The organism is Aeromicrobium sp. HA, from assembly GCF_027171405.1.
Lineage (GTDB): Bacteria > Actinomycetota > Actinomycetes > Propionibacteriales > Nocardioidaceae > Aeromicrobium > Aeromicrobium tamlense.
The window spans coordinates 356,450-369,481 of sequence record NZ_CP114372.1; the positions used below are offsets into that span (position 1 = coordinate 356,450).

At 70.9% G+C, this 13,032-nt stretch carries 11 protein-coding genes; 5 read left to right on the forward strand and 6 right to left on the reverse strand.

Annotated features, from left to right (window positions below; genetic code table 11):
- The first annotated feature begins 24 nt into the window (after positions 1-24).
- Together O3S82_RS01795 and O3S82_RS01800 are read left to right on the forward strand one after the other, a co-directional pair.
- Complete coding sequence (locus tag O3S82_RS01795) at positions 25-1,029, forward strand: hypothetical protein (protein WP_269305104.1); 1,005 nt, start codon at positions 25-27, stop codon at positions 1,027-1,029.
- A 61-nt stretch (positions 1,030-1,090) separates the two neighbouring features.
- A complete protein-coding gene (locus tag O3S82_RS01800) occupies positions 1,091-2,512 on the forward strand; it encodes an NAD(P)/FAD-dependent oxidoreductase (protein WP_179426703.1) in 1,422 nt (473 codons plus the stop codon).
- Here the strand turns inward: O3S82_RS01800 and O3S82_RS01805 are convergent, their stop codons facing one another.
- Positions 2,513-3,262 carry a helical backbone metal receptor gene (locus O3S82_RS01805; protein WP_269305106.1) on the reverse strand — a complete coding sequence of 250 codons (750 nt, stop codon included), beginning with the start codon at positions 3,260-3,262 and terminating at the stop codon, positions 2,513-2,515. It abuts the gene before it with no gap.
- A gap of 25 nt (positions 3,263-3,287) precedes the next feature.
- On the opposite strand from O3S82_RS01805, the gene menB reads away from it, so the two are divergent.
- Complete coding sequence (gene menB, locus O3S82_RS01810; RefSeq protein WP_269305108.1) at positions 3,288-4,109, forward strand: 1,4-dihydroxy-2-naphthoyl-CoA synthase; 822 nt, start codon at positions 3,288-3,290, stop codon at positions 4,107-4,109.
- Positions 4,110-4,284: 175 nt separating this feature from the next.
- Positions 4,285-7,512: a M14 family metallopeptidase gene (locus tag O3S82_RS01815; RefSeq protein ID WP_269305110.1), complete on the forward strand. Its 3,228-nt coding sequence runs from the start codon at positions 4,285-4,287 to the stop codon at positions 7,510-7,512.
- Between the two features lie 107 nt (positions 7,513-7,619).
- Here O3S82_RS01815 and O3S82_RS01820 read toward each other — a convergent pair whose 3' ends face one another.
- From O3S82_RS01820 to O3S82_RS01835, 4 genes are read right to left on the reverse strand one after another with little or no spacing between them, the layout of a single operon-like run.
- Entirely contained in the window at positions 7,620-8,417 is a 798-nt protein-coding gene (locus tag O3S82_RS01820; protein WP_269305112.1) for an ABC transporter ATP-binding protein, read from the reverse strand.
- A complete protein-coding gene (locus O3S82_RS01825) occupies positions 8,414-9,451 on the reverse strand; it encodes a FecCD family ABC transporter permease (RefSeq protein ID WP_269305115.1) in 1,038 nt (345 codons plus the stop codon). Before O3S82_RS01825 ends, O3S82_RS01820 begins: the two co-directional genes overlap by 4 nt.
- Complete coding sequence (locus O3S82_RS01830) at positions 9,448-10,482, reverse strand: FecCD family ABC transporter permease (RefSeq protein ID WP_269305117.1); 1,035 nt, start codon at positions 10,480-10,482, stop codon at positions 9,448-9,450. The genes O3S82_RS01825 and O3S82_RS01830 overlap by 4 nt, the downstream gene beginning before the upstream one ends.
- Positions 10,479-11,495 (reverse strand): iron-siderophore ABC transporter substrate-binding protein, encoded by a 1,017-nt coding sequence (locus O3S82_RS01835; RefSeq protein WP_218845931.1) that lies wholly within the window; start codon positions 11,493-11,495, stop codon positions 10,479-10,481. Before O3S82_RS01835 ends, O3S82_RS01830 begins: the two co-directional genes overlap by 4 nt.
- Positions 11,496-11,608: 113 nt before the next feature.
- Between O3S82_RS01835 and O3S82_RS01840 the strand changes: the two genes are divergently transcribed.
- Positions 11,609-12,097, forward strand: coding sequence for a MarR family winged helix-turn-helix transcriptional regulator (locus tag O3S82_RS01840; RefSeq protein ID WP_179426687.1), 489 nt, complete (start codon positions 11,609-11,611; stop codon positions 12,095-12,097).
- 68 nt (positions 12,098-12,165) lie between these two features.
- On the opposite strand, the gene O3S82_RS01845 is transcribed toward O3S82_RS01840, so the two are convergent.
- The gene (locus O3S82_RS01845; RefSeq protein ID WP_179426685.1) at positions 12,166-12,927 is read right to left on the reverse strand and encodes a hypothetical protein; all 762 of its coding nucleotides are present in this window, start codon (positions 12,925-12,927) and stop codon (positions 12,166-12,168) included.
- Positions 12,928-13,032 lie beyond the last annotated feature (105 nt).

Genomic DNA, 13,032 nt, shown 5'->3' on the forward strand with positions numbered 1-13,032 from the left:
GCGGGATCTGAAAGGATCGGAGGCATGTCAACCCCCAGGCCCCGGTCGGTGACGCTCGCCTGCGTGTACGGCGGGCTCGGTGGCGTGCTGGCGACCGTCGCGCTCTACGAGACGCTCGCGAACTGGGGATCGATCGAGGTCCAGGAGGCGCTCCGCTCCGGCCTCGAGCCGCTGGGGGCCGACCCGTCGGCGGTCCTGCCGACGCTGCGCTGGATCGTGATGGGCCTGCTCGTGTGCTCGATCGCGGCCACCGTCTTCTCGTTCTACGCCGCGCGCGGCCACCAGCAGTCGCGCATCGGCCTGAGCGTCATCGCGGGCCTCGGCGCGGTCACGTTCCTGGCCACGGGTGCCGCCGGCATCCTGCCCGCCGTCCTGGGCTCCCTCATCGTCTACCTGTTGTGGTCGGCACCGGCTCGCCAGTGGTTCGCCGTCGTGAACGGCCGCACGCCGCTGTCGCTGGGAACCGAGCCGTCCGTCTCGGGCGCCCCGGCCGAGTTCCGTCCCACGCCTCAGTCGTCCGCCGGCCAGCTCGCGGTGCAGCCGCCGCCCTACGACCCGGCGCAGCACGCGGGCCTCCCGCAGCAGCCGGTCGCGCCCGCCGGGCGCCCCCGTCCCGTGGGACTCGCCCTGATCATCGCGGGCCTCGGCTCGCTGTTCGGCGCGCTGGGCTCCGGCCTCGTCCTGCTGGCCCTCGTCGCCATGCGCGACCAGGTGATCGCGCAGTACGACGACAACGACCTGCTCCGCGGCCAGCTCGACACCGCCGGCATCTCGGCCGAGCAGATGGTCACGATCGGCACGTGGCTGTTCGGCAGCTGGCTGGTCGTCTCGGTGCTCGGTCTCGTCGCCACCGCGTGGGCCGCCAGCGGCGGTCCGATGGGCTGGTGGGCGCTCATCGTCGTCAGCGTCCTGACCGCCGGGATCGCCGCGCTGGGGCTGCCGGTGGGCCTGCTCTGGATCCTCGGCGCGATCGTCGTGATCGTGCAGCTCTCGCGTCCTGAGGCGAAGGAATGGTTCCGGAGGGCATGATCGTCCTCACACCGCGCTCCCGGACGTGAACTGATCAAAAAGCCTCGTTAGGCTGGAGGTCATGTCCATGGTCCGCGCGTCCTATCGTCCACACGTCGTCGTCGTGGGAGGTGGGTTCGGAGGACTGGCCCTGGTGCGCAAGCTCGCCCGTGCCGACGTCGACATCACCCTCATCGACCGCCACACCTACAACACGTTCCAGCCGCTGCTCTACCAGGTCGCGACGGCCAGCCTGAATCCCGGCGACATCACGTGGTTCCTGCGCGCCGTCCGCGCGAAGCAGGACAACGTCCGCTTCCTCAAGGGCACCGTCGTGGAGATGGACCACCAGGCGAAGTCCGTCCTGCTCGACGGCAACATCACGGTCACCTACGACTACCTCGTGCTGGCGAACGGCGTCACCGCCAACTACTTCGGCATCCCCGGTGCCGAGGAGTTCGCGATGCCGCTCTACCGCCGCTCGCAGGCCCTCGCGCTGCGCGACCTGCTCTTCGCCAACCTCGAGGACGCGGCCGTCAACGGCCAGGACCGCGACCTGCGCGTCGTCGTGGTCGGCGGTGGCGCCACCGGCGTCGAGACCGCCGGTGCGCTGGCCGAGATGCGCAACCTCGACATGCCCACCACGTACCCCGAGCTGGACTCCAAGCGGATCCACATCTCGCTCGTGGAGATGGGCGAGCACGTCCTCGCGCCCTTCAACCCGAAGCTGCGCGAGTACGCCAAGAAGGAGCTCGTCAAGCGCGGGATCGACCTGCGCCTGCAGACCGCCGTGAAGGAGGTCCGCCGCGACGGCGTGCTCATCGAGCACGACGGCCAGCAGGAGTTCCTCCCCGCCGGCATCGTCGTGTGGGCCTCGGGCGTCGCCGCGCACGGCGTCGTCAAGGACTGGGGCGTCCCGCAAGGCCGCGGCGGCCGCATCGAGGTCGACGAGCACCAGCAGGTGCGCGGCATGCCCGGCGTCTTCGCGATCGGCGACATCTCGGTCAACCCCGACTCCCCGCTGCCGCAGCTGGGCCAGCCCGCGATTCAGGGCGGCAAGCACGTCGCCAAGGTCATCAAGGCCAAGCTCGGCGACGGCAAGATGCCCAAGCCCTTCAAGTACTTCGACAAGGGCACGATGGCCACCATCGGTCGCAACGCCGCCATCGCCGAGGTCCGCGGACTGCCGCGCCTCAAGGGCTTCCCGGCCTGGTTCATCTGGGTCACCGTCCACGTCGCGCTGCTGCTGGGCAACCGCAACCGCTTCGCCACGATGACGAACCTGTCGATCAAGTACCTGCTGTGGCGCAGCCACAACGCGATCGTCGGCGAGACGCCCTACGTCATCGCGCACGAGCCGAAGGTGGTCTCGGGCAGCGAGATCGAGGTCGTGCCGACGAAGAAGGCCGCCCGCTCGGCCCGCAAGGCGATCTCGAAGAAGGCGCAGGTCCGCAAGGCCGCCGCGCAGCAGACGATCGACGAGATCGGCGCCGACCGCTCCTGATCAGGCCAGCGCGCCGGCCAGGTCCCGGTGCGCGGTCAGCAGCGACGGCCCGTACCAGGTGAGCGCCCGGCCGCTGCACAGCGCCGTCGGCACCCGGGCGAACGCCTCGGGGCCGTCGTCCGCGGTGAAGACGTAGGGCTCGTCGGGCAGCAGCACGAGGTCGAGGTCGGCCGCGTCGAGGTCCTCGACCGCGACGTGCGGGTAGCGCTCCGGCGCGTCCGCGAACGCGTGCACGAGCCCCAGCCGCTGCAGCAGGTCGCCCGTGAAGGTGTCGCGGCCGACCACCATCCACGGGTCGCGCCAGATCGCCACGGCCACCCGGCGGCCGTCGGGGACGACGGGCTCGGCCCAGCGGCGCTCGGCCTCGTCGAGCCACGACGGCACGCCCCACGCCAGTGCGGTGTCGAACAGCCGCCGCATCGACGTGAACGCCTCGGCCACCGTGCGGATGTCGGTGACCCACACGCGCACGCCCGCCTCGCGCAGGCGGGTGACGTCGAGCTCGCGGTTCTCCTCGCGGTTGGCGATCACCAGGTCGGGGCAGAGGTCGAGGATCGCGGCGCGGTCGGGGTTCTTCGTGCCGCGCACGCGGGCGACCTCGAGCCCGGCGGGCTGGGTGCACCAGTCGGTGGCGCCGACGAGTGCGTCGGGCCGGGTGTGGGCGACCGCCTCGGTCAGCGACGGGACGAGGCTGACCACGCGGCGCGCGGGGCCCGCGGGCGCGAGGTCGAAGCCGAGGTCGTCGTGCATCGGAGTCCACCCTAGGGTGGATTCCATGACTGAGTGGAGCGCCGCGGGCGAGTGGACGGACATCCGGTACGAGACGACGCAGGACGGGATCGCGAAGATCACGATCTGTCGCCCCGAGGTCCACAACGCGTTCCGCCCGCAGACGATCCAGGAGATCTCTCGCGCTCTCTCCATGGCGCGCGACGACGAGTCCGTCGGCGTCATCGTCCTGACCGGCGAGGGCGAGAAGGCCTTCTGCTCCGGTGGCGACCAGCGCGTGCGCGGCGACTCGGGCTACAAGTCCGACGAGGGCGCCACCGGCCGCTTCGACGTCACCGACCTGCACGTGCAGATGCGTCGCTGCCCCAAGCCGATCGTCGCGTCCGTGGCCGGCTGGGCCATCGGCGGCGGCCACGTCCTGCACCTCGTGTGCGACCTGACCATCGCGGCCGACAACGCCCGCTTCGGTCAGGTGGGCCCGCGCGTCGGCTCGTTCGACGGCGGCTACGGCGCGAGCATCCTGTCCGACCTCGTCGGCCCCAAGAAGGCCAAGGAGATCTGGTTCCTGTGCCGTCAGTACGACGCGCAGGAGGCCCTCTCGATGGGCCTGGTCAACACCGTCGTGCCGCTGGCCGACCTCGAGGCCGAGACCCTGAAGTGGTGCCGCGAGATGCTGGCGCTGTCGCCGTGGGCCCTGCGCCTGTCGAAGCTCAGCTTCCACGCCCACGAGGACGGCTACGCGGGCATCCAGCAGCTGGCCCACGACGCCAACCTGCTGTTCTACGGGCAGGCCGAGGCGCAGGAGGGCCGCGACGCCTACAAGGAGAAGCGGACGCCGGACTTCACCCAGTTCCCGCGTCGTTCCTGAGCTTTCGAAAGTGAGTGTGACGGGACGGTTTCACGCGTCAATTTCGCGTGACAATCGGCCCTGAAGCACAACTTACGCTTCCCCCATCAGGGTGACTGACGCAACAATGCGGTCACCCCCCTGTGCCGGCGAGTACGCCCGAGGCCCGCCGGACTGTCCGAAGGGAAGTCTGTCCGTGCGCACCACACGAATGCTCGCCACGGCCGCGAGCGTCACGCTCCTGGCCACGCTGCTGGGCTCACCCCCGGCGTCAGCCGCCGATCCGGCACCGCCCGGCATCACCGTCCGCTCCGCCCCCGAGTCCCCGAACGCCGGGTCGCTCACGGCGAAGGCCGCGCGTGCCGCGGCCGAGGACGACGACCCCGAGGGCGCGCTGCCGATGCCCTCGTCCTACCCGTTCCAGCCCAAGCTGAAGGTCTACCCCGACTCCACCCCGGACGCGGCCGACACCGGCAACCTCATCGGGTACGACGACATCGCGCCGCGGCTGCAGTCGCTGATGCGCGCGTCCGACCGCATCTCCACCCAGATCGTCGGCGAGTCCACGCAGGGCCGTCAGCTCTACTTGGTCACCGTGACGGCTCCGGAGGACGAGGACCAGACGGCGCAGCAGACCGCGTGGCGCAAGAAGATCCGCACGAACCCCGAGGCCGCGGCCACGGACACGGCCCTCAAGTCGGGCTACAAGACCCCCATCTGGATCAGCTCGAACATCCACGGCAACGAGTGGGAGGGCACCGACGCGTCGCTGGACTACATCGAGGAGCTCGCCACCGCCCCGTGGAACGACGTCAAGGCGCTGCTGCGCGGACACCGTCTCTACTTCAGCGTGGTGCTGAACCCCGACGGCCGCACGATCGGCCAGCGGCCCACGGCGCTCAACCTCGACGCCAACCGCGACATGATCACCAACACGACGCCCGAGTCGGCGTCGTTCGTCCGCACGGCCCACGCCGTGCAGGCGCTCTACGCCGCCGACTTCCACGGCTACACGAGCGTCCTGCAGATCGAGCCCTGCGGCCCGCCGCACGGTGACGACTACGAGTACGACCTGTTCATCCCGCACGCGTACGCCGCGGCGCTGAAGGTCGAGCGCGACGTCGTCGACGCGGAGATCCCCGGCAACACGTACTACAACGTGGTGACCGGCCAGGTCGTCCCGGAGAACACCAGCGACGACACCGATCACATCAAGATCCCGTACCGCGACACCCCGACCGGCTGGGACGACTTCCCGCCGATCTTCACGGCGCAGTACGCCGCCTTCACCGGCTCGGTCAGCAACACGGTCGAGCTGCCGAAGACGCGCCCCAACGGCAGCTCGCAGACCCCGGCGAGCGCCACGATCAACGTGGCCGTCGCGGAGCAGACGATGAAGAGCATCGTCGACTACGTGAAGTCCAACGACGACGCGATGCTGGCCGACCAGATGGAGTTCTTCCGTCGCGCCAACGTCGGCGCCGAGCGCGTCGCGCTCACGCAGGCGAACATCGCCGACGTGCCCGGTCCGGACCAGTGGAAGCCCCTCTGGAACGACTCGGACGATCAGACGACCGTGCAGTACCCGCGGGCGTTCGTCATCCCGGTGGGTGAGGGTCAGCGCTCGCTGTCCGACGCCCGCACGCTGGTCGCGAGCCTGATCAAGCACAACATCGCCGTCCGTCGTCTCGACGCCGCCGCGACGCTGGACGGGACCTCGTACCCGGCCGGCTCGTACGTCGTCGACATGTCGCAGCCGAACCGCAACCTGGCGCACGCGCTGCTGGCGCCCGGGTCGGACATCTCGAACAAGCCCGGGATCCTGAGCATGTACGACGTGTCCGCGTGGAGCTGGGGCCACCTGTGGGGCGTGGACGTCGACTCCGTCGGCACCACCGGCCAGGGCACGCTGCCCGCCAGCAGCAAGGTCATCACCGGCAACGCCGACGGCAAGGTCGCCTCCGGGAAGTACCTCACGTTCGAGCTCGCGGGCGTCAACGACTTCCGCACGCTCAACGCGCTGCTCGAGGACGAGATCCCCGTCTCGGTCCTGGCGGACGGCTCGGCGATCGTCGCCGCGGCCGACGCCCAGGAGGCCCTGGAGGACGCCGCGCAGGAGTTCGACGTCGACGTCGACAAGGCGACGTCGGCCGAGATCGCGCAGCTGTCCGACGAGGCCACGCGCGGGCTGAAGGACCTGAAGATCGGCTACACCGGCAACCAGGACGACCTGCTCTCGCTCACGCAGCTCGGCTTCGACGACCTCCAGGTCCTCACGGCCGCGACGATCACCGCCAACCCGGCGCTGCTCGACGGCGTGGACGTCCTGTGGCTCGGCTCGGCGCTGACGTTCAACGACTCGCAGACCGCGGGTCGCGACGCCGTGCAGGCGTTCGTGAACGCCGGCGGCAGCATCGTCGGCCGCGCGGCCGGTGCCTTCAACACGGCGCGGACGTTCGGCATCTTCGAGAGCGGCACCGCCGTGGCCGGCAACAACTCCGGCAACGGCATCGTCACGATCGACACGGCCGGCGACGGCGTGCTCGCGCCGTACGCGCAGAAGTACGCGTTCGTGTACCCGGCCACGTGGTTCACGGGCCTGCCGGAGTCGGTGAAGGTCGAGCAGCGCTACGCCGAGGGCAACCCGCTGCTGGCGGGCCACTGGCGTGCGACGAACGCGAACAACGGTCCGCTGAACGCCGGCGGCCAGCCGGCGGCGGTGTCGGCCGCGCTGCCGTCGGGTGCGAAGGCGTTCGTCTTCGGCACCTCGCCGGTCTACCGCACGCACACCAAGGGCGGTCAGAGCCAGGCGGCTCGCGCGCTGTTCTGGGCCGCGCCCGAGGGTGAGGGCGTCCCGGCGCCGGCGCCCGACGTGGCGACGACCACGACCCTGAAGGTCCCGGCGACGGCGACCTACGGCAAGGCGATCAACGCCTCGGTGTCGGTCACGGCGCCCGGCGCGACCAAGCCGAGCGGCACGGTCGAGGTGCGCGAGGGCTCCAAGGTCCTCGCGACCCGCGCCCTGTCCGGTGGCACCGCGACGCTGCGGATCTCGGGTCTCAAGCCCGGCACCCGTCGCCTGACGGCCCGCTTCGTCCCCGCGGCGGACTCGGGCTTCGCGGCCTCCACCTCGGCGGTGGCCACGGTCAAGGTCGCCAAGGCGGCGACCCGGGCCGGGATCAAGGCCAAGGCGCTCGGCAAGGGTCGCGTCCAGGTCACGGTCACGGTGAAGTCCTCGGCGGGCACGCCCACGGGCACCGTCCGGGTCAAGGTCGGCTCGTCGACCAAGACGGTCACGCTGAAAAACGGCAAGGCCACGGTCACGCTGAAGTCCGCCCAGGGCAAGCGCGCCGTGGCGGTCCGCTACAACGGCTCGTCCCTGTTCGCCCCGGTCTACCGGGCGACCACGGTGCGCGTCCGCTGACCGGCTGACAGTTTCCCCGGTTAAGTGGGTTTCCTGTCACTTCGCGAGGTTTGCAAACCTCGCGAAGTGACGGTTTCCCCGCTTAACCGGGGAAACTGCGCTTCCGCTCAGGCGCGCACGTGGTGGCGGCCCAGCGGCAGGATCATCGGCCGGCCGCTGGTGGGGTCCTCGACGACGCGGGCGTCGAGACCGAAGACGATCTTCACCGTCTCCTGCGTGAGGACCTCCTCGGCGGTGCCCTGGGCGTGGATCAGCCCGCGGTCCACGGCGACGAGGTGGTCGGCGTAGCGCGCCGCGAGGTTGAGGTCGTGCAGCACCATCGCGATCGTCGTGCCGCGCGAGCGGTTGAGGTCGGTGAGCAGGTCGAGGACCTCCACCTGGTGGCACACGTCGAGGAACGTCGTGGGCTCGTCGAGCAGCAGCACCTCGGTCTGCTGGGCGAGCGCCAGGGCGATCCACACGCGCTGGCGCTGGCCGCCCGAGAGCTCGTCGACGACGCGGTCGGCCAGCTCGAGCACGCCGGTGGCCTCGAGCGCGTCGGCGACGATCGCGTCCTCGGCCGGCGTCCAGCGCGCGAACGAGCGCCGGTGCGGGTGGCGGCCCTGTGCCACGAGGTCGGCCACGGTGATGCCCTCGGGCGCGATGGGCGACTGAGGCAGCAGGCCGAGGCGGCGGGCCACCTGCTTGGTCGGCATCGAGTGGATGTCGCTGCCGTGGAGCAGGACGCGACCGGACTGCGCCGGCAGCAGACGCGCCATGCCGCGCAGCAGGGTGGACTTGCCGCACGCGTTCGCGCCGACGATCGTCGTGATCCTCCCGGCGGGCAGCGACAGGCTCAGGTCGGAGACGATCGGCCGGTCGCCGTACGCGAGGGTCAGGGACTCGGTGGTCAGGCTGGTGGTCACAGGGAGCCTCCCGTGCGCTGGGTGCGGATGAGCAGGTAGATCAGGAACGGGGCGCCGAGCGCGCCGGTGATGACGCCAACGGGGTAGCGCGTGTCGAACGCGTACTGCCCGATGAGGTCGGCCGCCAGCACGAGGGTGGCGCCGACGAGCGCCGACGGCACCATGAGCGAGCCGCGGTGGCCGACCAGGCGCGTGACGATCGGCCCGGACATGAACGCCACGAACAGGATCGGTCCGGTGGCGGCGGTGGCGAACGAGGCCAGCGCCACGGCCACCAGCACGAGCATCCGCCGGGTGGCCTCGACCGGCACGCCGAGCCCGGCCGCGAGGTCCTCGCCGAGGCGCAGCAGCGACAGGCGCGGACCCAGCAGCAGCAGGATCGGCGTGAGCAGCACGAACGGGACGGCCGCGATCAGGACGGTGTCCCACGAGGCCAGGTTCAGGCTGCCGTTGAGCCAGCGCATGGCGCGCTGCAGGTCGAGCTCGTTGGCGTAGACCAGCAGGTACGACGTGACGCTGTGCAGCATCGCCGCGATGCCGATGCCCACGAGGATCAGCCGGGTGCCCACGGCCTTGCCGCTGGCGGCGAGGCCGTAGATCAGGGCGGCGGTGGCGATGCCGGCGACCACGGCGCCCATCGAGACGGCGAGGGTGCCGGCGCCCAGCACCACGATGCCGAACAGCGCGGCCGCGTTCGCGCCGTTGGTGATGCCGATGATGTCGGGGCTGGCCAGCGGGTTGCGCAGCATCGTCTGGAAGGTGATGCCCGCGAGCCCGAACGAGGCGCCGGCGGTGATCGCCAGCACCGCGCGCGGCAGTCGCAGCTCGCCGACGATGAAGGACGCGCCCGGGACCTGCTCGCCGATCAGCACGCGCCACACGTCGCCGAGCGAGTACACGGGGTCGCCGGCGGCGAGGGACACGACGAACAGCACGACGAGGATGACGGCCAGCGCGACCATGGCGGCGGTGGCGCGGCGGGCGCCGCGCGTGCGTGCGGCGTGGACCCGCTCGGGTGCGGTCAGGACGGTCATGACGCACCTCCGGTGCGACGCAGGACGACCCACAGGAACACGGGGCCGCCGATGAGGGCGGTGATGACGCCGACGTCGATCTCGCCGGGGCGGCCGAGCACGCGGCCGACGACGTCGGCGACGGTCAGCAGCGTGGCGCCCACGGTGGCGCAGATGGGCAGCAGCCAACGGTGGTCGGCGCCCACGACGAGGCGGCACAGGTGCGGCACGATGAGGCCCACGAAGCCGATCGGCCCGGCGAGCGCCGTGGCGGCGCCGCACAGGACGATCGCGCCGGCCGCGGCCAGCAGGCGGGTGCGCACCACCGAGACGCCGAGGCCGGCGGCGGCCTCGTCGCCGAGGGCGAGGATGTTCAGGGAGCGGGCCGACAGGAAGCAGATCGCGGCGCCGACCACGAGGATCGGCAGCACGAGCAGCGTGTCGGAGTTCTCGGCGCGGCCGACGCTTCCGACCTGCCAGTACCGGAACACGCGCATGACGTCGATCCGCGGCAGCAGGATGGCGCTCGACAGCGAGGTGAAGGCCGCGGTGCTGATGGCGCCCGCCAAGGCGAGCTTCAGCGGGGTCGGACCGCCGGGTCCGAGCGAGCCCACGACGTAGACGAACACGGCCGCCAGGGCGGCGCCCGCCAGCGCGAACGCGATGTACTCGGGCATCGTGGCGGCGCCGGCGAAGGCGATGCCGATGACCACGAGCAGCGAGGCACCGGAGTTGATGCCCAGGATGAACGGGTCGGCCAGCGGGTTGCGGGTGACCGCCTGCAGCACCGCGCCGGCCATCGCGAGGGCGGCGCCGACGAGCACGGCCAGGATCGTGCGCGGCACGCGCGACCGGATCGCGGCCGAGGTGACGTCGTCCCCGCCGCCCGTGGTGAGGGCGTCCCAGACCTCGCCGAGGCTGACGACGCGGGCGCCGAACGCGACGGAGAGGAGCACCGCGGCCACGAGGGCCACGAGGCTGACCAGGAACCACCACGGGGGGCGCCGCGTCTGCGCGGCACCCCCCACGGCGGAGTCGGTCGTCGTCGTCACTTCACCTTCGCAGCCGCGTCGGCGAGCAGGGTGACGTAGTCGTCCAGCATCCACGGGATCGACAGGGCCGAGGGCGACACGGCCGCGGCGAGCGGCGTGTTGTCCTCGAGCAGCGCGGCGCTGCCGCGCTCGAAGGCGGGGACCTTGCCGAGCAGCGGGTCGGCCTGGACCTTCTTGAGTGCGGCGTCGTCGCCGTAGCCCACGAAGATGTCGGCGCCCGCGAGCTCGTCGGCCTTCTCGGCGCTGATCTCGAGGAAGAACTGGTCGGTGTCGGCCGAGGCCTTCTCGACGAACTCGGGCGTCTCGAGGCCGAGGTCGTTCAGGAACGTGGCGCGGGTGTCGAACGCCGTGTAGTAGCCGATCTTGCTCAGGTCGCTCGGGTCGATCCAGCTCATGACGGCGCTCTTGCCCTGGATCTCGGGGCGCTTCGCGACGGCGTCGGAGATCTGCTGCTCGAGGTCGCCGATCAGCTGGTCGGCCTCGTCGGTCTTGCCCAGGGCCTGGCCCGTGAGCTCGATGGCGTCGCGCCACGGCGTGCCCCACGCCTTGTCGGGGTAGGCGACGGTGGGCGCGATCTTGCTGAGGGTCTCGTACTCCTCCTTCGTCAGGCCCGAGTGGACCGCGAGGATGAGGTCGGGCTCGGCCTTCGCGACGGCGGCGGCGTCGATGCCGTCGGTCTCGTCGAAGAGGGCGGGCGTCTCGCCGCCGAGCTCGTCGATCTTGTCCTTGACCCACGGGTGCAGGCCGTCGGTGTCGTCGTCGCCGTAGGTGACCTTGGGCATCGCGACCGGCACGACGCCCAGCGCGAGCGCGGTGTCCTGGTTCGACCAGGCGACGGCGACGACGCGCTGCGGCTCGGACTCGATCTCGGTCGTGCCGAACGTGTGCTTGACGCTGACGGGGAAGCCCTCGCCCGACGCACCCGAGGCGTCGTTCGAATCGTCGTCGGAGGAGCCGCAGGCGGCGAGGCTCAGAGCGAGTGCCGCAGCAGCGAGCAGGGGTGCGAGACGCAAGGGAGTGCCTTTCGTGACGTGTAGGTAAGCCAAGCCTAACCGTACGCCCACCTGGGACGCCACCGGCATCCGCCCTGCGAACACGGGGTGCTCCGGGTGGCTACGGTGGGTCCATGCCAGGACTGGACTTCGACCCGCTCGAGCGCGCCGGGGAGCTGTGGGAGGAGCGCATCGGGGACGCCACCTCGATGCGCCTCGCGACCTCGATCATGCGGGTCCACCAGATCGTGCTGGCCCGGCTCGACGGCGCCCTCAAGCCGTTCGGCATCACGTTCGCGCGCTACGAGGTGCTGCGGCTGCTGTCGTTCAGCTCCTCGGGCTCACTGCCGCTGTCGAAGATCGGCGAACGGCTCATGGTGCACCCGACCTCGGTCACCAACGTCATCGACCGGCTCGTCGCGGACGGCCTCGTCGACCGCAACATCGACCCCGCCGACCGGCGCCGCGTGTTGGCCTCGCTGACCCCCGCGGGCCTCAAGGTGCTCGACGCGGCCACCGAGGCGCTCACCGCGCTCGACTTCGGCGTCGGCGGCGTCAGTGCGCAGGACCAGCGCACGATCCACGAGCTGCTCACGCCGCTGCGCCGCGACGACTGGAGCTGACCGGCCCCGGGAACGGCGAACGCCGGCCCACCCGAGGGTGGACCGGCGTCCGGTGCGAGGCGACTGCCTCAGATCTTGCGGGGCCAGTACAGGAACGTGCCCTGGACCGTGGAGGTCGTCTTCAGGTAGACGCGGTACTTGTACTTCTTCTTCGACTTCCAGCTGACCTTGCCGTGGCCGTTGCGGTTCAGCTTGATGTGCTTCACGTTGCGCCACTTGCCCTTGTAGTAGCGCTTGACCGTGATCTTGGGAACGCGGACCGTGCTGCCGTTGGGCTGGTAGACGCGCCAGTTCTTGGCCTTCATCGTCAGCTTCGAGCCGCGCTTCACGATGGTCGCGGAGGGCAGGTAGCCCGTGCTGCGACGGATCGCGATGACGTTGCTGTCGGGCAGGCGCGTGACCGTGGAGTTGTAGTTCGCGTCGTACGACGTGACGCGGACGTTGCGCATCTGGGCCTTGCCGTAGCCGGAGGCGCGGGGCCACCAGGCGCTCAGGTTCGGCGAGCTGTTCGTGCCGACGAGCTCGTCGCGCACGCGGACGACGCCGTTGACGTAGATGTCGGCGCGGACGGACCAGCTGACGGAGCCGGGGACCGCGACACCGGCGCGGGTCTTGGCGTAGGTCTGCTTGCTGCTGGTCAGGACCGCCGAGGTCGTGAAGCGCACGGAGCCGGTGGCGGCGGAGGCCGCGCGGGGGGCGTCGACGGCGGTGGAGACGCTGCCGCGCTTGGCGGTGGCCGACTCGTCGGCGTGGGCCGAGATCGGCGCTGCCAGCGACAGCGTCATGGCGGTCGCAGCGGCCAGCGCGACCTTCGTGAAGGTTCGGTTCATTTTTCTCCCCGAGACGAAAATGTGTGAATTGGCAGGCTCAGTCTGCCACGGCCCCGCCGGATGGTCCTGCTCAACCGGCAAGTCGATGCCGAGTGTTCATCCGCG

Coding starts and splice junctions, on each gene's coding strand:
- O3S82_RS01805 (WP_269305106.1), bottom strand. CDS start 3,262: ATGCACGACGACCTCGGCTTCGACCTCGCGCCCGCGGGCCCCGCGCGC.
- O3S82_RS01845 (WP_179426685.1), bottom strand. CDS start 12,927: ATGAACCGAACCTTCACGAAGGTCGCGCTGGCCGCTGCGACCGCCATG.
- menB (WP_269305108.1), top strand. CDS start 3,288: ATGACTGAGTGGAGCGCCGCGGGCGAGTGGACGGACATCCGGTACGAG.
- O3S82_RS01825 (WP_269305115.1), bottom strand. CDS start 9,451: ATGACCGTCCTGACCGCACCCGAGCGGGTCCACGCCGCACGCACGCGC.
- O3S82_RS01795 (WP_269305104.1), top strand. CDS start 25: ATGTCAACCCCCAGGCCCCGGTCGGTGACGCTCGCCTGCGTGTACGGC.
- O3S82_RS01840 (WP_179426687.1), top strand. CDS start 11,609: ATGCCAGGACTGGACTTCGACCCGCTCGAGCGCGCCGGGGAGCTGTGG.
- O3S82_RS01800 (WP_179426703.1), top strand. CDS start 1,091: ATGTCCATGGTCCGCGCGTCCTATCGTCCACACGTCGTCGTCGTGGGA.